General features: G+C 64.2%; 18 protein-coding genes. 12 read left to right on the plus strand and 6 right to left on the minus strand.

The features are described from left to right. Positions 1 to 12 precede the first annotated feature (12 nt). From M511_RS03370 to gltB, 6 genes are all read left to right on the plus strand, one after another. Positions 13 to 1611, plus strand: a complete 1599-nt coding sequence (locus M511_RS03370) for a GMC oxidoreductase (RefSeq protein ID WP_085501357.1) — start codon at positions 13 to 15, stop codon at positions 1609 to 1611. 31 nt (positions 1612 to 1642) lie between these two features. After that, positions 1643 to 2635: a complex I NDUFA9 subunit family protein gene (locus M511_RS03375; RefSeq protein WP_085501358.1), complete on the plus strand. Its 993-nt coding sequence runs from the start codon at positions 1643 to 1645 to the stop codon at positions 2633 to 2635. Continuing rightward, complete coding sequence (locus M511_RS03380; RefSeq protein WP_176224508.1) at positions 2632 to 3438, plus strand: undecaprenyl-diphosphate phosphatase; 807 nt, start codon at positions 2632 to 2634, stop codon at positions 3436 to 3438. Before M511_RS03375 ends, M511_RS03380 begins: the two co-directional genes overlap by 4 nt. Before the next feature lie 150 nt (positions 3439 to 3588). Continuing rightward, complete coding sequence (locus tag M511_RS03385; protein ID WP_010393251.1) at positions 3589 to 5082, plus strand: NAD(P)-dependent oxidoreductase; 1494 nt, start codon at positions 3589 to 3591, stop codon at positions 5080 to 5082. 11 nt (positions 5083 to 5093) lie between these two features. After that, positions 5094 to 5882, plus strand: coding sequence for a hypothetical protein (locus M511_RS03390; RefSeq protein ID WP_085501360.1), 789 nt, complete (start codon positions 5094 to 5096; stop codon positions 5880 to 5882). Positions 5883 to 5893: 11 nt separating this feature from the next. Next, positions 5894 to 10429 (plus strand): glutamate synthase large subunit, encoded by a 4536-nt coding sequence (gltB, locus tag M511_RS03395; RefSeq protein ID WP_085501361.1) that lies wholly within the window; start codon positions 5894 to 5896, stop codon positions 10427 to 10429. Between the two features lie 53 nt (positions 10430 to 10482). On the opposite strand, the gene M511_RS03400 is transcribed toward gltB, so the two are convergent. After that, the gene (locus M511_RS03400; protein ID WP_010393257.1) at positions 10483 to 10935 is read right to left on the minus strand and encodes a GyrI-like domain-containing protein; all 453 of its coding nucleotides are present in this window, start codon (positions 10933 to 10935) and stop codon (positions 10483 to 10485) included. Between the two features lie 156 nt (positions 10936 to 11091). On the opposite strand from M511_RS03400, the gene M511_RS03405 reads away from it, so the two are divergent. Next, positions 11092 to 11979 (plus strand): cation diffusion facilitator family transporter, encoded by an 888-nt coding sequence (locus M511_RS03405; protein WP_085501362.1) that lies wholly within the window; start codon positions 11092 to 11094, stop codon positions 11977 to 11979. On the opposite strand, the gene M511_RS03410 is transcribed toward M511_RS03405, so the two are convergent. The 5 genes from M511_RS03410 to M511_RS03430 all read right to left on the minus strand — a co-directional run bounded on the left by M511_RS03410 (position 11976) and on the right by M511_RS03430 (position 17067). Next, positions 11976 to 12968, minus strand: coding sequence for an ABC transporter ATP-binding protein (locus tag M511_RS03410; RefSeq protein WP_010393260.1), 993 nt, complete (start codon positions 12966 to 12968; stop codon positions 11976 to 11978). The genes M511_RS03405 and M511_RS03410 overlap by 4 nt on opposite strands. A gap of 25 nt (positions 12969 to 12993) precedes the next feature. After that, on the minus strand, positions 12994 to 13833 hold the full coding sequence (locus tag M511_RS03415; protein ID WP_010393263.1) for a carbohydrate ABC transporter permease: 840 nt from the start codon (positions 13831 to 13833) through the stop codon (positions 12994 to 12996). 9 nt (positions 13834 to 13842) lie between these two features. Next, the gene (locus M511_RS03420; protein WP_010393266.1) at positions 13843 to 14760 is read right to left on the minus strand and encodes a carbohydrate ABC transporter permease; all 918 of its coding nucleotides are present in this window, start codon (positions 14758 to 14760) and stop codon (positions 13843 to 13845) included. Positions 14761 to 14880: 120 nt separating this feature from the next. Beyond that, on the minus strand, positions 14881 to 16140 hold the full coding sequence (locus M511_RS03425) for an ABC transporter substrate-binding protein (RefSeq protein ID WP_085501363.1): 1260 nt from the start codon (positions 16138 to 16140) through the stop codon (positions 14881 to 14883). Between the two features lie 48 nt (positions 16141 to 16188). Beyond that, entirely contained in the window at positions 16189 to 17067 is an 879-nt protein-coding gene (locus tag M511_RS03430) for an N-acetylmuramic acid 6-phosphate etherase (RefSeq protein WP_085501364.1), read from the minus strand. Positions 17068 to 17221: 154 nt separating this feature from the next. Between M511_RS03430 and M511_RS03435 the strand changes: the two genes are divergently transcribed. The 5 genes from M511_RS03435 (at position 17222) to M511_RS03455 (ending at position 21738) form a co-directional block, all read left to right on the plus strand. Continuing rightward, a complete protein-coding gene (locus tag M511_RS03435) occupies positions 17222 to 18055 on the plus strand; it encodes a glucosamine kinase nucleotide-binding domain-containing protein (RefSeq protein WP_085501365.1) in 834 nt (277 codons plus the stop codon). Further along, positions 18055 to 18822, plus strand: coding sequence for a GntR family transcriptional regulator (locus M511_RS03440; protein ID WP_010393273.1), 768 nt, complete (start codon positions 18055 to 18057; stop codon positions 18820 to 18822). The genes M511_RS03435 and M511_RS03440 overlap by 1 nt, the downstream gene beginning before the upstream one ends. Continuing rightward, entirely contained in the window at positions 18822 to 19847 is a 1026-nt protein-coding gene (locus tag M511_RS03445) for an SIS domain-containing protein (protein WP_010393274.1), read from the plus strand. Before M511_RS03440 ends, M511_RS03445 begins: the two co-directional genes overlap by 1 nt. Next, positions 19847 to 20971: an N-acetylglucosamine-6-phosphate deacetylase gene (gene nagA, locus M511_RS03450; protein WP_010393276.1), complete on the plus strand. Its 1125-nt coding sequence runs from the start codon at positions 19847 to 19849 to the stop codon at positions 20969 to 20971. The genes M511_RS03445 and nagA overlap by 1 nt, the downstream gene beginning before the upstream one ends. A 92-nt stretch (positions 20972 to 21063) precedes the next feature. Further along, positions 21064 to 21738: a Crp/Fnr family transcriptional regulator gene (locus M511_RS03455; RefSeq protein ID WP_010393279.1), complete on the plus strand. Its 675-nt coding sequence runs from the start codon at positions 21064 to 21066 to the stop codon at positions 21736 to 21738. The last annotated feature ends 5 nt before the right edge of the window (positions 21739 to 21743 follow it).

Genomic DNA, 21743 nt, shown 5'->3' on the forward strand with positions numbered 1-21743 from the left:
GATGGAACTTTCATGGACGAACTGACGCGCCAAGAATGGGATGTCATCGTGATCGGCACGGGAATCGGCGGAGGCACCGCAGGCCGCCATCTGGCAGAAGCGGGCTTGTCGGTGCTGTTCGTCGAAAAGGGCCCCGATCTGGGCGATGCCCCCCTGCCAGCACTTGGCATCGACACTCATGATCCCGAAAAACGTCTGGCAAACGGAGCGTGGCCGCGGTTGCTTGAGGCGCAGCTTGACGGCAACTGGTGCGAACTTGACGGCATGATCGGCGCCGGGGTCGGCGGCACCTCGGCCTATTACGCCGCGACGCTGGAACGCCCCGAGCGGCACGATCTCGATTCCTCCCAGACGCTGCCCCACCCAACCGGTGGCTGGCCCGTCAGTTATGACGAGATGCTGCCCTGGTTCGCTCTGGCCGAAAAATATTTTCACGTCAGCGGCGAAAGCGATCCCCTTGCGCAAGAGAAATCCGACCTGCTGCCACCGGGCCTGCCGCTGCCACCGTCGGACGCGGCGCTGATCGAGGCGCTGAATCGCGCCGGAATGCACCCCTATCGCACCCATATGGCAGCGCGCTTTCTGCCGGGATGTGAAAGCTGCTTTGGCCGCCGTTGTCCGCGTCGCTGCAAGATGGATGGCCGTACCGCAGGGGTTCTGCCGGCGATCGAGACTGGTCGCGCCACGCTGATCGACCGTTGCACCGTCATGCGGATCAAGGCCGGTCACCACAACGTCCAAGGGCTGGTTTGCCGCCGGGACGGACAGGAATTCACCCTGCGGGCGCGAACCTATGTGTTAGCAGCGGGGGGGCTTGGCTCACCGTCACTTCTGCTGCGCTCGGGCAGCGAGATTTGGCCGCAAGGGCTTGGCAATGGTAACGGCATGGTCGGCTGTAACCTGATGTTTCACCTTAGCGAGATCATCGCCATCTGGGCCGCTCCTGGCCGCGACGAAAACGGAGAGGCTCGCTCGGTCAGCATACGCGACCTCTATTTCATGGATGGTCAGCGCTTTGGCACGGTGCAATCCATGGGCCTTACTGCCGGATATGGCGAGATTTTACATGCGCTGAACGGACGTTTCGACCAGTCGGCGCTGCGCCGGTTGCGCGCGTTGCGCCACGGGTTGCGCCTGCCCGCGATGATCGCAGCGCGGATTCTGGGACGCGCCAAGCTGTTTGTCGGCGTCCTTGAGGACCTGCCTTATGCGCATAACCGCGTGCTGCCTGATCCGCAGGACCCCGACCGCCTGCGCTTTCGCTATGACATCTCGGACGAGCTGCGGGCGCGACGGGCCGCATTCCGCAAGGCGATGCGGGCCGCATTTCGCCCACATCGCGCGATGTTCATGGGCACGACGCCCCAGCTTAACTTTGCCCATCCCTGCGGGACACTGCGATTTGGCGACAATCCGGCGACCAGCGTGCTGGACCGTGATTGCCGCGTGCACGGGATAGACAACCTTTATGTCAGCGATTCGTCATTCATGCCGACCTCGAACGGGGTCAATCCCAGCCTGACCATCGCGGCAAATGCGCTGCGGGTCGCGGACGCTATCGTCGCAGGGCTGCGGCCACGGCTTGCCGCTGGCGACAGGCTTGGCTATTGAACGGGCAAGCACGCCACGAAGGGAGCGACGCATGTCCACAGCCAAGCTTGTCACCATCTATGGCGGCTCTGGATTCCTGGGCCGGCAGATCGCCCGGATCATGGCCGCCGAGGGCTGGCGCATCCGTGTCGCCGTCCGCCGCCCCTATGAAGCCGGAGTCGTCCGCACCTATGGTGCCCCCGGTCAGGTCGAACCCGTACCCTGCAACGTCCGCGACGACATGTCCGTCGCCGCCTGCATGGCGGATGCGGACGCGGTGATCAACTGCGTCGGCATTATGGTCCGCGAGGGCAAGAACACGTTCGACGCCGTTCACGAAGAGGCGGCGGGCCGTGTCGCCCGCATCGCTGCCGAGACCGGGGTGAAACATTTCGTCCATGTCTCGGCCCTGGGCGCCGATCCCGACGCCGCCAGCAATTACGCAGCCTCGAAAGGCCGGGGTGAAGCCAAGGTGCTGACCCATCGCCCCGATGCGGTGATCCTGCGCCCCTCGATCATCTTTGGGACCGATGACCGCTTTTATAACCGCATTGCCTCGCTGACCCGTCTGGGGCCGTTTCTGTTCGTGCCGGGCGCGGGGACCGAGGTACAGCCGGTCCATGTTCTGGACGTGGCCCGCGCCGCCGTCATGGCCGCCTCGGGCGAGGCCGGATCGGGCATCTATGAACTTGGCGGCCCCGATGTTCTGACCATGCGAGATGTCGCCCGGCAGGTGCTGACCGCCACTGCACGCCGCCGCGCAATCATCGGCGTGCCGCATTGGCTGGCCGGACTGATGGGCTTTGCGCTGGACACTGTCCAGGTCGTCAGCGGCGGGTTGCTGACAAACCGGGTGCTGACCCGCGATCAGGCGCGGCAGCTGCGTCAGCCGAACCGTGTCTCGGGCAAGGTCAGGACTTTTGCCGATCTGGGCATCGAACCGACCGCCGCGCCCCCGATCATCGAGGGCTATCTTTGGCGCTTCCGCCCGACCGGCCAATATGAGGCGATCACGGCCTCGGCGAAAAACCTGCGCAACAGCTGATGGATCATAACACTCTTGTCGCTGCCGCACTCGGTCTGCTGGAAGGGCTGACCGAGTTCATTCCCGTGTCCTCGACTGGTCATGTCCTGCTTGCCGGGCATTTTCTGGGCTTTGATTCGCCCGGCCGCGCATTCGAAGTGCTGATCCAGCTGGGCGCGATTCTTGCCATCCTTGGCGTCTATGCCGGGCGGTTGTGGCGGATTTTCTCTGCCGCCCCGCATGACCCGCAGGCACGCCGCTTTATCCTTGCGGTGCTGCTGGCGTTCCTGCCCGCCGCGGTGATCGGGGTCCTGACCCACAAGATCATCAAGGAGGTCCTGTTCGAGACCCCAACCCTTATCGCCACGATGCTGATCGTCGGGGGCGTGGTGCTGTTGTTCGTGGACCGGCTGGCCTCGCGCCCGCGCTATTTCGCAGCCGAAGATTTTCCGCTGCCAATGGCGCTAAAGATCGGCTTTATCCAGTGCCTGGCGATGATCCCCGGCGTCTCACGTTCGGGCGCGACCATCGTCGGGGCGCTGCTCCTGGGGGCGGACAAACGCTCTGCGGCCGAGTTCAGCTTTTTCCTGTCCATGCCGACGATGCTGGGCGCCTTTGTCTTTGACCTCTACAAAAACCGCGATGTTCTGGACGCCGCTGCGACCGGAAACATCGTCATCGGCTTTGTTTGCGCCTTTCTGGCCGCCATCGTCGTGGTCCGCGGGCTGCTGAATTATGTCTCGGCCCATGGCTATGGCTTCTTTGCCTGGTGGCGAATCGTGGTCGGAGTCGTGGTTTTGCTGGCTTTACAGGCTGGATGGTAAGCAATGTTGACCTATTTTCCTGCCGCTCAGCGATAAAAAATCGCGCTCAGACCGAAAAATCGTTAAATGAGTCAGTATTGCTGACTTTTATTTGACTGCAGGCTGCCGTATCAGGCGGGGAATTCCCTCGCCATCCAAGGACGCGCAGCCATGGCCACGCAGAAGATGCTTAAATTCGTCACCATTGGGCGCGAGATGCCCGAAAAACGTGACGCGGCATCCCGCTCGGGAGATTTCCACGAAATCTATCGCGAATTCGCCGATGCCAAGGCCAAGGAGCAGTCCAGCCGGTGCAGCCAATGCGGCGTGCCTTATTGCCAAAGCCACTGCCCGCTGCACAACAACATCCCGGACTGGCTGCGCCTGACCGCCGAGGGGCGCACCCGGGAAGCGTACCTGCGCAGCCAGGAGACGAACACCTTCCCCGAAATCTGCGGCCGCATCTGCCCGCAGGACCGGCTGTGCGAAGGCAATTGCGTCATCGAACAATCGGGCCATGGCACCGTCACCATCGGCGCGATCGAGAAATACATCACCGACACCGCATGGGAAGAGGGCTGGGTCGCACCGATCACCCCGGCTCAGGAGCGTTCGGAGTCGATCGGCATCATTGGCGCCGGCCCGGGTGGCCTTGCCGCAGCGGACCGCCTGCGCCGCATGGGCTTTCAGGTCACGGTCTATGACCGCCACGACCGCGCCGGCGGGCTGCTGATCTATGGCATCCCCGGCTTTAAGCTGGAAAAGCACGTGGTCGAGCGTCGCACCCGGCAACTGGCCGAAGGCGGGGTCGAATTCGTTCTGAACGTCGATGTCGGCACCGATATCAGCTTTGACGCGATCCGCGGCAAACATGACGCGGTGCTGATCGCGACCGGCGTTTACAAGACCCGCGATCTGGACATCGACAATGCCGCCGCGCGGGGCGTGGTGCGGGCGCTGGACTATCTGACCGCCTCGAACCGGGTCGATCTGGGTGACGAGATCCCCGATTACGAGGACGGAGAGCTGAACGCCAAGGGCAAGCGCGTCATCGTCATCGGCGGCGGCGACACCGCCATGGATTGCGTGCGCACCGCCATCCGTCAGGGCGCGCAATCGGTGAAATGCCTCTATCGCCGCGACCGGGCCAATATGCCGGGCAGCCAGCGCGAAGTGCAGAACGCCGAAGAGGAAGGCGTCGAATTCGTCTGGCTTTCGGCCCCCGGCGCCTTCTCCGGCCATGTCACGGGCGAGGCGATGGTTGCGCAGGAACGCGATGTTGACGACACGGGCGAGGTTCCGACCATCAGCGCCGTTCGCGTGCAGCGGATGCGGCTGGGCGCGCCCGATGTCTCGGGCCGGCAAAGTCCCGAACTGATCGAGGGTGCCGATTACGACGAACCCGCCGAACTGGTCATCAAGGCCCTGGGCTTTGAGCCCGAGGAGCTGCCGCGTCTTTGGGGCGTGGACGGGCTTGAGGTGACGCGCTGGGGCACGATCAAGGCCGATTACCAGACCCATCAGACCAGCTTGCCCGGCGTCTTTGCCGTGGGCGATATCGTACGCGGCGCCTCACTGGTCGTCTGGGCAATCCGCGACGGGCGCGAGGCCGCCGACAGCATCGTCAGCTATCTCTCGGGCGCTGCCCGGGTCGCTGCGGAATAAGGGGGCGGACCATGCGGATATATTCCTTCAGGACACAGGCGCAGCGCCCCTGCCCCATCCGGCCGGCCGGCGCCATGGCGCTGGCGGCAGGTATGGCGATCTGGCTGTTGCTGCCCGCAGGACCGGCGGCGGCGGCGAATTTCACCCCGCCTTCGGGCTGCAAGCTTGAGGTCACGGTGCAAAACCGCGGCTGTACCGTCTCGCAGCATTATCGTTGCGACTCGGACGCGCCAGGCGACCAGCGCGTGACCTATTTCACCCAGGAAGGGGCGACCTTTCAGTCGCGCATCGACCGCGAGACGCGCTGGATGGAAAGCACCGACCTGCGTACCGGCCTGACCGATGTGCTTGAGGACGAGGCCGAGGATCATGCCTCGTTCAGCACGCTTTTGCGCAGCGGCCAGGACGATTTCGACTTCTGGACCCGCTCAAACAGCGGCGAGCGGCTGCACCACGTCGGTCAGGACGAGCTGACGGGCGAAAAGGTGCAGATCGACGGCATGGCGCTGGATGTCACCCGGTTCGAGCTGACCACCTACAGCGAATCCGGGCAGGTGCTGATCCGGCGCCGTGGCCAGCAATTCATCAGCCGCACGCAAGGGCGGTTCTACGGGGGCGTTGAGACCTCGGAGGACTGGACCGGCGCAGTGCAGCAGACCAACGACAGTCCGGTAACCTTCGCGTTCCCGGGACACCCCGGCTTTGGTTCGACCACACCGGAATATGATTGCGACCTGCAGATGGTGGGCGGCGAGGGGGCCGACATCCTGAGGCAGCTTTTGAAGGAGGCACGGACGTGAAGGACTGTGACATGACGAGCTGGGAACAGCAGGAACAGGCCCGCCGCGACTGGATGGCGGAACACTCCCTCTACCGTGCCGAGGATGAACATTCGTCCTGCGGCGTCGGGCTGGTGGTCAGCATCGACGGCAAGGCCAGCCGCAAGGTCGTCGAAAGCGGCATCAATGCGCTGAAGGCAATCTGGCATCGCGGCGCGGTGGACGCGGATGGCAAGACCGGCGATGGCGCGGGCATCCATGTGCAGATCCCGGTGCCCTTCTTTTACGATCAGGTGCGCCGCACGGGGCATGAGCCCGACAATGACAAGCTGATCGCCGTCGGCCAGGTCTTTCTGCCACGCACCGATTTCGCCGCACAAGAACGCTGCCGGACCATCGTGGAATCCGAAGTGCTGCGCATGGGCCATTACATCTATGGCTGGCGGCATGTGCCGGTGAACACCTCGGTTCTGGGGGAAAAGGCCAACGCCACCCGCCCCGAGATCGAACAGATCCTGATCCGCTGCGAAAAGGACATCGACGACGAGCAGTTCGAGCGCGAACTGTACATCATCCGCCGCCGGATCGAGAAAGCGGCGGTGGCGGCTCAGATCGCGGGCATGTATATCTGCACGCTGTCGTGCCGCAGCATCATCTACAAAGGCATGATGCTGGCCGAGCAGGTGGCCGAGTTCTATCCCGACCTCAAGGATGAGCGGTTCGAAAGCGCCTTTGCGATCTATCACCAGCGGTATTCGACCAACACCTTCCCGCAATGGTGGCTGGCCCAGCCCTTCCGCATGTTGGCCCATAACGGCGAAATCAACACGCTGAAAGGCAACGTCAACTGGATGCGCAGCCATGAAATCCGCATGGCCAGCCGCACCTTTGGCGACATGGCCGAGGATATCAAGCCGATCATCCCCGGCGGCTCTTCGGACTCGGCGGCGCTTGATGCGGTGTTCGAGGTGCTGGTCCGCTCGGGCCGCAATGCGCCGATGACCAAGACCATCCTTGTCCCCGAGGCCTGGTCCAAAGCGACGACCGACATGCCCAAGGCATGGGCGGATATGTACGCCTATTGCAACTCGATCATGGAGCCATGGGACGGTCCCGCGGCGCTGGCCATGACCGACGGGCGCTGGGTCTGCGGCGGTCTGGACCGTAACGGGCTGCGGCCGCTGCGCTATGTCGTGACCGCCGATAACCTGCTGATCGCGGGGTCAGAGGCTGGCATGGTCCCGGTCAATGAAACCACTGTGCGCGAAAAGGGCGCGCTTGGTCCGGGTCAGATGATCGCCGTCGATATGGCCGAGGGCAAGCTTTACCACGACCGCGAGATCAAGGACCATCTGGCCGCCAGCCAGCCCTTTGGCGACTGGGTGGAAAAAGTCGTCCAGCCGTCCGAGCTGATGGCGACACTGCCCGAAACCGCCCTGCACGAAGATGAAGACCTGCGCCGTCGCCAGATCGCCGTTGGCTACAACATCGAGCTGATCGAACAGGTGCTGGTGCCGATGGCCGAGGACGCCAAAGAGGCGCTTGCCTCGATGGGTGACGACACGCCACCTGCGGTGCTGTCGCGCCAGTTCCGGCCGCTGTCGCACTATTTCCGCCAGAACTTCAGCCAGGTGACCAACCCGCCGATCGACTCGCTGCGGGAAAGCCGGGTGATGAGCCTGCGCACGCGGTTCGGCAACCTCAAGAACGTGCTTGAGGAAAGCTCGACCCATGCCGAGATCACCATGCTGGAAAGCCCCTTCCTCGCCAATGGCGAGTTCGAAGAGCTGACCCGCATGTTCCAGGATCAGGCAACGCAGATCGACTGTACCTTCCCGGTCAATGGCGGGCAGGACGCGCTGGCCGATGCGCTGGCCCGCATCCGCGCCGAGGCCGAGGATGCCGTCCGCTCGGGTCACGGTCACATCATCCTGACCGACGAAGGTATCTCGGCCAGCCGCGTCGGCGTACCGACGATCCTTGCGACCAGCGCCGTGCATAGCTGGCTGACCAGCAAGGGGCTGCGGACCTTCTGTTCGCTGAACGTCCGGTCCTCGGAATGCGTGGACCCGCATGACTTTGCGGTGCTGATCGGCTGCGGCGCGACCACAGTGAACCCCTATCTGGCCCAGGACACGCTGGCCGACCGGATCGGGCGCGGCCTGCTGGAAGGCAACCTGATCGACGTCATGACCCGCTACCGCGAGGCGATCAACGCCGGCCTGCTGAAGATCATGGCCAAGATGGGGATTTCGGTCCTCAGCTCTTATCGCGGCGGCCTGAACTTTGAGGCCGTGGGGCTGAGCCGTGCGATGGTCGCGGAATATTTCCCCGGCATGCAGTCGCGCATCTCGGGGATCGGTCTGCACGGGCTTCAGGCCAAGCTGGAAGAGGCTCATGCCAAGGGCTTTGGCGCGCCGCTTGTCGATCTGCTGCCGGTGGGCGGCTTTTACAAGGCGCGTCGTTCGGGCGAAAAGCACGCGTGGGAAGCCAACACCATGCGGCTGTTGCAGCTTGCCTGCGAGAAAGCGTCCTATGATATCTGGAAGCAGTTCACCGCCACCATGCGGGCGAACCCGCCGATCCATATCCGTGACCTTCTGGATATCAAACCGCTGGGTAAGCCGGTGCCGATCGAAGAGGTTGAATCGATCACCTCGATCCGCAAGCGCTTTGTGACCCCGGGCATGTCTTTGGGCGCCCTGTCGCCCGAGGCGCATATGACCCTGAACATCGCCATGAACCGCATCGGCGCCAAGTCCGACTCGGGCGAGGGCGGCGAGGATCCGGCCCACAGCCATCCGCTGCCGAACGGCGACAACCCCTGTGCCAAGATCAAGCAGGTCGCCTCGGGCCGTTTCGGCGTCACCGCCGAATACCTGAACGCCTGTGAAGAGCTTGAGATCAAGGTCGCACAGGGCGCCAAGCCCGGCGAAGGCGGCCAGCTGCCCGGCATGAAGGTGACCGAGCTGATCGCCCGGCTGCGCCACTCGACCAAAGGCGTGACGCTGATCAGCCCGCCGCCGCATCACGACATCTACTCGATCGAGGATCTGGCGCAGCTGATCTATGACCTCAAGCAGATCAACCCGCGTGCCAAGATCACGGTAAAGCTGGTCGCCTCGTCCGGTGTCGGCACCATCGCGGCGGGCGTTGCCAAGGCCAAGGCCGATATCATCCTGATTTCGGGCCATAACGGCGGCACGGGCGCCAGCCCCGCGACCTCGATCAAATTCGCGGGCCTGCCGTGGGAGATGGGTCTGACCGAGGCGCATCAGGTGCTGGCGATGAACCGCCTGCGCGACCGGGTGACGCTGCGCACCGACGGTGGCCTGCGTACCGGGCGCGACATCGTCATGGCAGCGATGATGGGGGCCGAGGAATACGGGATCGGCACCGCCGCCCTGATCGCCATGGGCTGCATCATGGTCCGTCAGTGTCAGTCGAACACCTGCCCGGTGGGCGTCTGCACGCAGGACGAAAAGCTGCGGGCCATGTTCAACGGCTCGGCCGACAAGGTGGTGAACCTGATCACCTTCTACGCCACCGAGGTGCGCGAGATCCTCGCCAGCATCGGTGCCCGCTCACTGGACGAGGTCATCGGCCGCGCCGATCTGCTGACCCAGGTCAGCCGGGGTGACAAATCGCTGGACGACCTTGACCTTAACCCGCTGCTGATCACCGTCGATGGCTCGGAAAAGATCGTCTATGACCGCTCCAAGCCGCGCAACGCCGTGCCCGACACGCTGGATGCCGAGATCATCCGCGATGCTGGCCGCTTCTTCTCGGATGGTGAGAAGATGCAGCTGAGCTATGCGATCCGGAACACCCAGCGGACGGTCGGGACCCGGACCTCGTCGATGATCGTGCAGACCTTTGGTATGCGCAACAAGCTGCAGCCCGACCACCTGACGGTCCGGCTGACCGGCAGCGCGGGCCAGTCCCTCGGCGCCTTTGCCGCGCCGGGGCTGAAGATCGAGGTCTCGGGCGATGCCAACGACTACGTCGGCAAGGGGCTATCGGGCGGCATCATCGTCGTACGTCCGCCCATGGGCAGCCCGCTGGTCGCCCATGAAAACACGATCATCGGCAACACCGTGCTTTATGGCGCGACCGCCGGCTATCTTTTCGCGGCTGGCCGGGCGGGCGAACGCTTTGGCGTCCGCAACTCGGGCGCCACGGTGGTGATCGAGGGCTGTGGCTCGAACGGTTGCGAATACATGACCGGGGGCGTTGCAGTGATCCTTGGCCGCATCGGCGCGAACTTTGGCGCCGGCATGACCGGGGGCATGGCCTATCTCTATGACCCCGAGGGCATCGCACGCGATTACATCAACCCCGAAACGCTGGTGCTCTGCCCGGTTACCCAGCCCCATTGGGAAGCCGAGCTCAAGGGCCTGATCGAGATGCACGTGAAAGAGACGGGCTCGCGCCGTGCCGACGAGATCCTGCAAAACTGGGAAGAAGAGCGGCGGAATTTCCTGCAGGTCTGCCCCAAAGAGATGCTGCCCCATCTGAAGCATCCCATTGCCCCGGTCGAGGATCTGTCAGCGATCCCGGCGGAATGAAACGAATACGGGGGCCTGCGGGGCCCCCGTTTCACATCCCCCGTAACGTGGGGCTACTGTGTCAGACCGAACTGGATCTCGATCTTTTGCCGCTCGGCCCCGGGTCCGGTCCAGTCGTGATAGATTTCGCGGCTTTCGCCGGTAAGCGCGCGCCCCGCAGCAGCGATCTTGGCCAAAAGCGGCGCATAGCCGTCAGAAAACAGCGCCGCCAGCGGCCCTTCGTGCAGGGCAGAGGCGACAGGTACGGGCGGCAGGTGGTGCAGCCCGGCAACGGCGCTGCCCGATGCGGCGACCGGACGGCAGATGCGCCAGTCAAATTCGGTCTCGCCATCCTTGGGCAAGTTCTGCGCAATGAATATCCACGGCCCCGCAACCTCAAGGCCGGCGTCTTTGATCTGCTGCCCGATCTCGGGGGCAAGCTCGGCGGCGGCATTGGCGATCTCGGGGATGCGCAGCCGCCGCTCGCGCTGCACCACCCACATTTCGGGCGTTGTGCTGATCTGCATGGGATGTCCCTCATCTGAACGTGGTGGTTTTACAGCAAGACCGCGACGGTTCTGCAAGCCAGCCATACATCCCCTTTCGGGCCGGTTGCGGTTGGCCTCACCTGCAATCAGGGGTAAAAGCCGCCGGGCGACGGAATCGGAAAAGGAAGCGCGCCCATGTCCGCGACCGAAAAAATCGCCCTTGGCAGCATCCTGACCGGCATCGTGGTGCTGGCGCTGAAGGCGCTGGCCTGGTGGATGACCGGTTCGGTCGCGCTGCTGTCGGACGCGCTGGAAAGCACGGTGAACGTGGCGACTGCCGTCGCGGCACTGATCGCGATCCGGATCGCGGCCAAGCCCGCCGACCGCGGCCACCCCTATGGCCACCACAAGGCCGAGTTCTTCAGCGCCGTGCTGGAGGGGGTGATGATCATCGTCGCCGCATTGCTGATCCTGCGCGAGGCATGGCACGGCTTTCAGAACCCGGGCATGCTGGACGCCCCGCTGGAGGGGTTGCTGGTGAACGGCGCGGCCAGCATCCTGAACGGGCTGTGGTGCTGGGTGCTGATCAGCCGGGGCCGAAAGCTGAAATCCCCGGCACTGGTCGCCGACGGTCACCACCTTCTGTCCGATGTGATCTCATCAATCGGGGTCATCGCCGGGGTTGGGCTGGCCGTTATAACCGGCTGGGCGGTGCTTGACCCGGCGCTTGCCGCATTGGTTGCGCTGAATATCCTGTGGTCGGGCTGGAAGGTAATGGCTTCGTCGCTGTCGGGCCTGATGGACGAAGCCGTGTCCGAGGATACTTTGGCCGATATCCGCGCCACCATCTCGGACACCGCCACCGGCGCGATCGAGGCACATGACCTGCGCACCCGCCACGCCGGGCCGCGCACCTTTATCGATTTTCATCTGGTGGTCGAAGGGGGCACCACTGTCGATGCCGCCCATGACATCTGTGACCGGATCGAACAGGCGCTGAAGCAGAAACTGCCCGGTGCGCTTATCACGATCCATGTCGAACCCGAACACAAGGCCAAGCACTCGGGCGTTGTGGTCATCTAGCGCAGGCGCTTGCCTTCTGCGTCAAAGTGGAAGGCACGGTTCGGATCAAAGCTTAGCCCCACCTCTTCATCCACGGCATAATCCTGTTCGCCGAACTGACGCACGGTCAGCAAGCCATGATCTTCGGTGGCGACATAGACCAGCGTCTCGCCGCCCAGCTTCTCGACATGGCTGACGCGGCCGCTGATCTGGCCGCTGCCCGGCTCAAGATGTTCGGGGCGGATGCCCAGCGTGTCCGAGCGCAGCCCCAGCTTGCCAGCCTTGAGAAAGTTCATCTGCGGGCTGCCGATGAACCCGGCGACGAAGGTGTTGTCGGGATCGTTGTAAAGATCCATCGGACGGCCCACCTGCTCGACCACGCCACCGCGCAGAACGACGATCTTGTCGGCCAGCGTCATCGCCTCGACCTGGTCATGGGTGACATAGATCATCGTCGCGCCCAGTTCGCGATGCAGGCGCGCAATCTCGATCCGGGTCTGCACGCGCAACGCCGCATCAAGGTTCGACAGCGGCTCGTCAAAGAGAAACAGCTTGGGCCGCCGCACGATGGCGCGGCCGATGGCGACGCGCTGGCGCTGACCGCCAGAAAGCTCGGCCGGGCGGCGCTCAAGCAGATGCGAAAGGTCCAGCATCTCGGCGGCTTTCTCGGTCGCCTGTTCGATCTGGACCCGCGGGGTACCGGCCTGTTTCAGCGCCAGCCCCATGTTGTCGCGCACGGTCAGATGCGGGTAAAGCGCATAGCTTTGGAACACCATCGCGATTTCGCGCCTGGCCGGGGCCAGATCGTTGACGCGCGCGCCATGGATGGTGACATCGCCCGAGGTCACATCCTCAAGCCCCGCGATCATGCGCAAGAGCGTGGACTTGCCGCAGCCCGAGGGACCGACAAAGACGCAGAACTCGCCATTCTCGACATTGAGGTCCACGCCCCTGATGACCTGGGTGGCGCCGAAGGACTTGGTAACTTGGCTAAGGGTCAGGGCTCCCATCAGGGTCTCCTTACTGCGGGACGGATCATTTGACGGCGCCGGCGGTGATGCCGCGGATCAGCTGGCGCGAGAAGATGAGGTAAAGCACCAGCACCGGCAGGATCGCGAGGCTTAGCGCCGCCAGCACCGCATTCCAGTTTGTGACGAACTGGCCGATAAAGACCTGGCTGCCCAGCGTGATGGTCTTGGTCGCCTCGCTTGGGGCAAGGATCAGCGGGAACCACAGGTCATTCCAGATCGGGATCATGGTAAAGACGGCGACGGTCGCCATGGCGGGCCGGACCAGCGGCAGGACCAGCCGGAAAAAGATCGTGTATTCCGACAGACCGTCGATACGTCCGGCGTTCTTGAGATCATCCGAAACGCCGCGCATGAATTCGGACAGGATGAATACGGCTAGGGGCAGCCCTTGCGCGGTATAGACCAGCACCAGAGCAGTCAGCGTATTGACCAGCCCGGATGCCACCATCATTTGCAGGATGGCGACCGTTCCCAGCCGGATCGGGATCATGATCCCAAGCGCAAGGTAAAGTCCCGTCAGCGTATTGCCGCGAAAACGGTATTCCGACAGCGCAAAGGCTGCCATGGCGCCGAACAGCAGGACAAAGAACAGGCTTGCCACCGTCACGATCAGCGAGTTCTGGAAGTAGAGAAAGAAATCCCCCTGCGCCAGCACCGTACGATAACCGATCAGGTCGAATGTGTCGGCTGTCGGCACCGCCAGCGGATCGGCAAAGATCGCGCGCCGGTTCTTGAAACTGTTCACGACCACGACAAAGACCGGGAACAGCGCGATCGCCGTATAGAGGATCAGCACCGCATGTGCGGCAAGGCTGCGGGCAGTTGAATTGCGGGCCTGGCTCATACTTTCCCCTCAGAACTGATAGCGGCGCAGTCGACGGTGGACGGTGAAGAGATACAGGCTGACGCCCAGCAGGATGATCCCGAACATGGCGGTGGCGATTGTCGCGCCCATATGCGGGTCGCCGATTTGGAGCTGGAAGCCAAAGAACGTCCGATAAAGGAAGGTTCCAAGGATATCGGTCGAGAAATTCGGCCCCGCCAGTGCGCCCTGCGTCACATAGATCAGGTCAAAAGCGTTGAAGTTGCCGACAAAGGTCAGGATCGAAATGATACCGATCGAGGGCAGGATCAGCGGCAGTTTGATTTTCCAGAACTGCGACCAGCCGGTGACGCCGTCCATCTCGGCCGCCTCGATCACCTCGTCGGGGATCGACAGCAGCGCCGCATAGATCAGCATCATGGGAATGCCGACGAACTGCCAGACCGAGATCAGCGCCAGCGTCGTCAGCGCCGAGCCTTCGCGGCCAAGCCAGGGCGCAAACAGCCCCTTCAGCCCGACGGCATCCAGCATGCCGGGGGCGATGCCCCAGATCGGCGACAGGATCAGTTTCCACACAAAGCCGACGATGACGAACGACAGAATGGTCGGAATAAAGATCGCGGTGCGGTAAAAGGCAGCCCCGCGCAACCGGGGTGAGGACAGCAGCGCCGCCAGCGCCACCCCGACCGGGTTCTGGACCAGCATATGGACAAGAAAGAACCAGGCGTTGTTGCCAAGGGCGTTCCAAAAGCGTTCAGACCAGCGCGGATCGCCAAACAGCGTCGCAAAGTTCTTCAGGCCGACAAAGACGCGCCCCTCTTCTGTCGTGTTGAACAGCGACAGGTTCAGCGTCCCGAACAGCGGAACGATCATGATCGCGGTATAGACCAGCACCGCAGGTGCAAGAAACACCATGATATGCCAGCGAAACGCTTTCCGCTGCGCCATGACGCCCTCCTTCTCGGTTGAAACTACCCTTGGGGGTGCAGGGGGTTTCGCCCCCCCGCCTTGTGCCGGGCCAGACAGCCCGGCCGATTATCGCGTCGGTCCCCCGGACCCGGCAGACGGTTACTTCTGCTGCGGTTCATACCACGAGGCGAGGCCCTTTTGCAGCCGCTCGGCAGCAGCCTCGGGCGTCTCGGCACCGGTGATGACATTGGCCGAGGCGGTCCAGGTCTCATTTTCCAGGTTCGGCGTGCCGCGCGACAGGATCTGATAGGTCGAGCGGATCGTCGGTTCGCAGTTCTGACGCCAGGACACGAATTCCTTGGCCAGCGGGTCCTGCATCTCGACCGGCGTCGAGTTCAGCGAGAAAAAGCCCGGCAGCGCGTTGGCATAAAGCTCTGCGAACTCCGGCGAGCCGACCCATTCCAGGAATTTCCTGGCCTCTTCGGGATGCTTGGTCGCAGCATTCAGGCCCAGACCGATATCAGTGTGGTCGCTGATATAGCACTTGTCCCCCTCGGCCGGGACCGGAGGCGGGAAAGCGCCCATCTCGAACGCACCGCCGATCTGCGGGCCGAAGACCCCGATCTCCCACGAGCCGGCGGGATAGATCGCGGCACGGCCCAGCGTGAACAGGTTCTGGCTGTCGGGATAGGTCTGGGCCTCGAAACCATCGCCCAGATAATCTTTCCATTTCGCAAGTTGACGGAAGGGGGCGACCCAGGCCTCATCGGTCAGCTTTTGCGTCCCGGCAAGCAGCGCCTTGCGGCCCTCTTCGCCCTTCCAGTAGTTCGGGCCGATATTCTGATAGCCCATGGTCGCGGCTTCCCACTGGTCGGTGGTGCCCATCGCCATCGGAATATAGGTCCCGTCCTCTTTGATCTTGTCGAGCAGGGCAAAGAACTCTGCCTCGGTTTTCGGCGGCTCAAGCCCCAGCTCGGCAAAGGCGTTCTTGTTATAGATAAAGCCGTGGATCACCGAGGCCATGGGCACACAGAAGGTCTGCTTGCCATCGTCGGTCTGCCAGGCAGATTTCGCCACATCCGAGAAATTGGCCATCGCCGCCAGATCGGTCAGATCCGCCAGCTTGCCCTTTTTAAAGAGCTCGAGCGAGGCGTCGAAGGGCCGGCAGGTGATCAGGTCGCCCGCCGAACCAGCATCCAGTTTGGAGTTCAGCACCGCGTTATATTCCGGCGGGGCCGAGGGGGCGAAATTGATCTTGATGCCGGGGTTCGCCGCTTCGAAAGCCGGGATGATCTTGTCCTGCCAGATGGCAAGGTCATCGTTGCGCCAGCTTTCGACGGTCAGCGTCACGTCCTCGGCCCAGGCGGCGGTGCCCAGCATCGTGCTGGCCAGCAGCGCCAGGCGGATGGTCTTGGTCATGGTCTTCTCCCTTCGGCATCGGGTCTCTCACGGACCCTCTGGTTGAAATCAGATCAGAGGGGCCAGCAGGCCCCCATTTTCGGTCAGCTGCGCCTCAGCCTCTTCGGGCGTTGCGCCGCGCGCGACCAGAATCGCGGGTTTGACCACGCCACCCGTCCGCGACAAAGCCTCTTCGGCCACGTCGCGCCCGACCCCCGCCACTGCGGCGACGATGCGGGCTGCGCGATCGACCAGCTTGATGTTGTCGGCAACCACATTGACCATATAGCCGTCATGAACATGGCCCAGCCGGATCGCCACCAGGACCGACAGCATGTTCAGCGCCACCTTTTGCGCTGTTGCCGCCCCCATCCGGGTCGAGCCCGAGACAACCTCTGCCCCGGTCTCGATCAGGACCGGAATATCTGCGATCCTGAGCAGCGCCGAATCCGCCACATTGGTCAGGCCGACGACGGTCACGCCGCGTTCCTGTGCCGCCGTGCAGATCGCCAGCGCATAGGGTGTGCGCCCCGAGGCCGAAAGGCACAGCAGCACGTCCCCCCTGCCCAGCCCTGAACGGTCCAGATCGGCAAGCGCCAGTTCCGGATCATCCTCGACACTGCCGGTCAGATGCAAAAGCGCCCCGGCGCCCCCGGCAAACATCATCGGCGTCCGTTCGGGCGCGATGCCGAAAGTGCCGGCAAGCTCAAGACAATCGGCCAGTGCCATCAGCCCCGAGGAACCCGCCCCGGCATAGCCAAGCTTGCCGCCCTGGCGCAGCGCCCCGGCAGCAGCGTCGGCCGCGCGTTCGATGGCCGGCAACGCAGGCCGCAGCGCACCAAGCGCCGCCACCTGCGCGTCAAGCAGGATGCGCAGCACCTCGTCGCCCGTACGGGCGTGAAGCCCTGCGGATGCCGGATGCCTTGCCTCGGTGCCAGATGCGGTCATGTGATTCCCCCTGTTTCACCGATAATGCCAAAACAATACCACTTGTAAAGACTCATCTGCATCAGATATCAGAAATTGACGTTTCCCAGCGGTTTTGAAATTTACCCTTCCCTTTTGGTATTGCTTTGGTATCATCCGTTCAAAGGGAGTCGCCATGTCATATTTTCTGGGCATTGACGGGGGAGGAACCGGCTGCCGCGCCGCTATTGCAGACGGCTCGGGCCGGATTATCGGCGAGGGCGCATCGGGGCCTGCCAATATCTCGACCGATGTAAAGACAGCCTGCGCCAATATCCTCGCCGCCGCCCGCGCGGCGCTGGAACAGGCCGGGCGCGGCCATGTGGATGAGCTGACTGCGGTGCTGGGCCTTGCAGGCGCGAATGTCACCGCCGCCACGCTCAGCCTGCAATCCATGCTGCCCTTTCGCCGCACGCGCATCGTTACCGACGCCGTCACCGCAGCGACCGGCGCGCTGGGTGCCGATGACGGGATCGTCGCCGCCATGGGCACCGGCTCGGTCTTTGCTGTCCAGATCGGTGGCGAGATGCGGCAATACGGCGGACGCGGCTTTCTTTTGGGCGATGAGGGCAGCGGCGCGGTTCTGGGCCGGGCACTGTTATCCGAGGCCCTGCGCGCCGAAGACGGTTTCGTGCCCATGAGCCCGCTTTTGCAGGCGGTGCTGGACGAGCTGGGCGGAATCGAGGGCGTAATTTCATTTGGCCTCAGGGCACGACCGGCCGAGTTCGCGATCTTCGCGCCGCGCATCGTCGCCGGGGGCGATCCGGCGGCCGAGCGTCTTTTTGACAGCGCCGTGGCCGAGATCCGCGCCATGATCGACACCCTTCAGGCGGGCCGCGACCTGCCGGTGGTATTTCTGGGCGGCCTTGGCGCGCATTACGCCCACCGGCTGCAGGGGCTGTGGCCAATCCGCGCGCCCAAGGGCTCGGGCCTTGACGGGGCACTGCATCTTGCCCGGCAGGAGGTGTGATGGGAGAGCTTTTCACCGCCGAGGCCTTTGAGGAAACCGGCGGCGGGCCGCTGTATCTGCAACTGCACCGGTTGATCGCCGATGCCATCGCCTCGGGGCGGCTGCAACCGGGCGACAGCCTGCCGTCCGAGCGAGAGCTGGCAACGATGACCGGCCTGTCGCGCGTCACCGTGCGCAAAGGGGTGGCCGAGCTGGTCGCCTCGGGGCAGGTGATTCAAAAGCGCGGCTCGGGCACCTTTGTTGCGCCCAAGGTCGAAAAGCTGGAACAGGCGCTGTCGCTTTTGACCTCGTTCACCGAGGACATGGCCCGGCGCGGCCGCAATGTCGAAAGCCGCTGGATCGCGCGCGGATTGTTCACCCCCGCCCCCGAAGAGGTGATGGCGCTGGGGCTGGGCGTCGGCGCGCATGTGGCCCGGCTGGAACGGGTACGCAGCTCGGACGGGGTGCCGCTTGCCATTGAGCGCGCCTCGCTGCCCCAGGATATCCTGCCCGATCCCGATTGCGTCACCGATTCACTATACGCGGTGCTGCAATCGCGCGGGTTGCGGCCGGTGCGGGCGGTGCAGCGGATCTCGGCCGCCAATCTGAACGCCAAGGACGCCGATCTGCTGGGCGTCAGCCCCGGTGTGGCCGGGCTAAGGATCGAACGTATCTCGTACCTGCCCTCGGGCAAGGTGGTCGAGTTTACCCGCTCGCTCTATCGCGGCGATGCCTATGACTTTGCCGTGGAACTGAAACTTGCCCCTGAAGGCGAAAGGAACCCGTGATGAGCCAGACACATATGGCGCGCGAAGTGGCCGAGATCCCCGAGGCCACCGCCCGTTTCCTTGATCGTTCGCGCGATGCGGTCATGGACGCCGCCAATGCCCTGCGCCGCAAGGACCCCGACCTGCTGGTCACCGTGGCACGCGGCTCGTCGGACCATGCCGCGACCTATCTGAAATACGCCATCGAGCTTGAGGCCGGGGTGCCGGTCGCCTCGGTCGGCCCGTCCATCGCGTCGATCTATCGCCGGCCCCTGCGGCTGGGCAAAGCGGCCTGTATCGGCATCTCACAATCCGGTCGCAGCCCGGACGGGGTCGAAATGATGCGCGCCTCGGGTCAGGGCGGCGCACTGTCGATCGCCATCACCAACGTCGAAGACAGCCCGATGGCACAGGTCTCGGCCCATTGCCTGCCCCTGCAGGCAGGTGAGGAAAAAAGCGTCGCCGCCACCAAGACCTTTGTCTGCTCAGTGCTCGCGGGCCTGTCGCTGCTGGCCGAATGGCGCGAAGACAGCGCACTCAAGGACGCCGTCGCCGCCTTGCCCGAGGCCTTTGGCAAGGCCATCACGCTGGACTGGTCGCCGCTTTCGGCACGTCTTGCGCGGGCGAACTCGGCCTTTGTGCTGGGGCGTGGCCCCAGCTTTGCCATCGCCTGCGAGGCAGCACTGAAATTCAAGGAAACCTCGGGCATCCACGCCGAGGCCTATTCCGCCGCAGAGGTGCTGCACGGCCCCGCCGCCATCGTCCGATCCGGCTTTCCGGTGCTGGCGCTGGGAGTCGAGGACGCCGCGCTGCCCCAGCTCAGGGCCACCGCCGAGCGTCTGGCGGCACAGGGCGCAGATGTGTTTGTCACGGGAACCGAGGCCGACAACGCTGTCACCCTGCCCTCGGTCCCCGACCTGCACCCGCTGGTCGCGCCCCTGGTCACCATCGCCGGTTTCTATGCCTTTATCGAGGGGCTGGCCCGGCGGCGCGGCTTTGACCCTGACACGCCCCCGCATCTGCGCAAGGTGACGGAGACGGTGTGATGACGCGCGAGGTTCTGACGGGCGCGCGCATCTTTGACGGTACGCGCTTTCTTGACGGTCATGCGCTGGTGATCGAGGACGGCCAGATCGCCGCCATCCTGCCCGAGGCCGAGGCCCCGGCGGGGGATCGCCGTACCGTAACAGGCATCCTTGCCCCGGCCTTTCTTGATTTGCAGGTGAATGGCGGCGGCGGGCTGATGCTGGACGGCTCAACCGATGCCGATGGGCTGCGCCGCATCTGCGCCGCCCATCGCTCACTTGGGACGGCGGGGGTGCTGCCGACGCTGATCACCGACACGCCCGAGGCGACCGCCCATGTCATCGCGCTTGGCATTGCTGCGGCCGAAAACGAGGTGCCGGGTTTTCTGGGCCTGCATCTCGAAGGGCCGCATCTCGACCCTCGCCGCAAGGGCGCGCATGACCCGGCGCTGATCCGGCCGATGACGGATGAGGACCTGGCGCGGCTGTGCGACGCCGCCCGCCGCCTGCCCGCGCTGATGGTGACGCTTGCGCCCGCGGCAGCAAGCCCCCAGCAGATCGCCGCCCTTGCCGGGGCGGGCGCGGTGGTCAGCCTTGGCCACAGCGAATGCACCTATGAAGAGGCACAGGCCGGTTTTGCTGCGGGCGCCCGCTGCACCACGCATCTGTTCAACGCCATGAGCCAGATCGGCCACCGCGCGCCGGGACTGGCGGGGGCGGTGCTGACCTCGGATGTGGCGGCGGGGCTGATCGCGGATGGCATCCATGTCCATCCTGCGGTCATGCGACTGGCGCTGGCGGCACGGCCCGACGGCATCTTTCTGGTCACCGACTGCATGGCCTTTGCCGGCACCAACCTGACCGAGATGGAACTGGGCGGCCGCAAGGTGCTGCGCCGTGACGGGCGGCTGACGCTGGCGGATGGCACCCTGGCCGGGGCCGATCTGACGCTGCCGCAGGCAATCGCGCTGCTGGTCAGTCAGGTCGGTATCGCACCCGAGCGCGCACTGCGCATGGCCTCGGCCATCCCGGCGGCACTGCTTGGGCTTGAGGACCGTTATGGCAGGCTTGCTCCGGGTCGCGCGGCGGATCTGGTGCTGCTTGGCCCCGACTTCAGCCTGCGCGAACACTGGCTGTCATTGTGACGCATCGGCAAGGCCACGTGTCCGCGTGGTCTTTCCCTTGGCGCGCGGTCGTGCGAAACTTGTAAACTCGCCGAACCGTGAAAGAGGTCACGATGAGCGCCCCCCCGCCCGAAGCAGTGAAAAAGTCCGTTCTGCTGAACGGGCTGACGCCCGAGATGCGCGACAAGCTGCTAAAGGACGCCCTGCGATGCAGCTATAGCGAGGGCGAGACGATTTTTCTGCAGGGCGATCCGGCGCGTTCGGTGTTCATCGTCCTGAACGGTTTCGTCAAACTGTCCCGGCTGACGCCCAGCGGGGCCGAGGCGGTGGTTGCGATTCTGGGCCGCAACCGCAGCTTTGCCGAGGCGATGGTGCTGCGCGGCGAACCCTATCCGGTCTCGGCCGAGGCGATCTCGGACTGCACGCTGCTGCAGATCGACGGCGCGCGGTTGCGTCAGTTCCTGCTGGAAAATCAGGAATTTGCCATCGGCCTTTTGGCATCGACCTTTGTGCATCTGCAGGGGCTGGTGGACCAGATAGAGCGGCTTAAGGCCCATACCGGCGTCCAGCGCGTGGCGCAGTTCCTGGCCGATCTGTCCGATGCCGAAAGCGGCGGCGCCGAGGTTCGCCTGCCCTATAACAAACGTCTCATCGCCGGGCACCTGGGTATGCAGCCCGAAAGCCTGTCGCGGGCCTTTGCCCGGCTGCGTCAGCATGGGGTCGAGGTCGAGGCCAACCGCGCTATCATCGCCGATATCGCCGGGTTGCGCGCGCTGGCGATGGATTAGCGCCG

The sequence above is a fragment of the Paracoccus sp. J56 genome (genome assembly GCF_019633685.1).
Lineage (GTDB): Bacteria > Pseudomonadota > Alphaproteobacteria > Rhodobacterales > Rhodobacteraceae > Paracoccus > Paracoccus kondratievae.

Excerpts from the sequence above, each read along its gene's own strand:
- M511_RS03390 (WP_085501360.1), top strand. The coding sequence starts at position 5,094 with ATGCGGATATATTCCTTCAGGACACAGGCGCAGCGCCCCTGCCCCATC.
- gltB (WP_085501361.1), top strand. The coding sequence starts at position 5,894 with ATGACGAGCTGGGAACAGCAGGAACAGGCCCGCCGCGACTGGATGGCG.
- M511_RS03415 (WP_010393263.1), bottom strand. The coding sequence starts at position 13,833 with ATGAGCCAGGCCCGCAATTCAACTGCCCGCAGCCTTGCCGCACATGCG.
- M511_RS03410 (WP_010393260.1), bottom strand. The coding sequence starts at position 12,968 with ATGGGAGCCCTGACCCTTAGCCAAGTTACCAAGTCCTTCGGCGCCACC.
- M511_RS03400 (WP_010393257.1), bottom strand. The coding sequence starts at position 10,935 with ATGCAGATCAGCACAACGCCCGAAATGTGGGTGGTGCAGCGCGAGCGG.
- M511_RS03375 (WP_085501358.1), top strand. The coding sequence starts at position 1,643 with ATGTCCACAGCCAAGCTTGTCACCATCTATGGCGGCTCTGGATTCCTG.
- M511_RS03440 (WP_010393273.1), top strand. The coding sequence starts at position 18,055 with ATGGGAGAGCTTTTCACCGCCGAGGCCTTTGAGGAAACCGGCGGCGGG.
- M511_RS03445 (WP_010393274.1), top strand. The coding sequence starts at position 18,822 with ATGAGCCAGACACATATGGCGCGCGAAGTGGCCGAGATCCCCGAGGCC.
- M511_RS03405 (WP_085501362.1), top strand. The coding sequence starts at position 11,092 with ATGTCCGCGACCGAAAAAATCGCCCTTGGCAGCATCCTGACCGGCATC.
- nagA (WP_010393276.1), top strand. The coding sequence starts at position 19,847 with ATGACGCGCGAGGTTCTGACGGGCGCGCGCATCTTTGACGGTACGCGC.
- M511_RS03370 (WP_085501357.1), top strand. The coding sequence starts at position 13 with ATGGACGAACTGACGCGCCAAGAATGGGATGTCATCGTGATCGGCACG.
- M511_RS03420 (WP_010393266.1), bottom strand. The coding sequence starts at position 14,760 with ATGGCGCAGCGGAAAGCGTTTCGCTGGCATATCATGGTGTTTCTTGCA.
- M511_RS03425 (WP_085501363.1), bottom strand. The coding sequence starts at position 16,140 with ATGACCAAGACCATCCGCCTGGCGCTGCTGGCCAGCACGATGCTGGGC.
- M511_RS03430 (WP_085501364.1), bottom strand. The coding sequence starts at position 17,067 with ATGACCGCATCTGGCACCGAGGCAAGGCATCCGGCATCCGCAGGGCTT.
- M511_RS03385 (WP_010393251.1), top strand. The coding sequence starts at position 3,589 with ATGGCCACGCAGAAGATGCTTAAATTCGTCACCATTGGGCGCGAGATG.
- M511_RS03455 (WP_010393279.1), top strand. The coding sequence starts at position 21,064 with ATGAGCGCCCCCCCGCCCGAAGCAGTGAAAAAGTCCGTTCTGCTGAAC.
- M511_RS03435 (WP_085501365.1), top strand. The coding sequence starts at position 17,222 with ATGTCATATTTTCTGGGCATTGACGGGGGAGGAACCGGCTGCCGCGCC.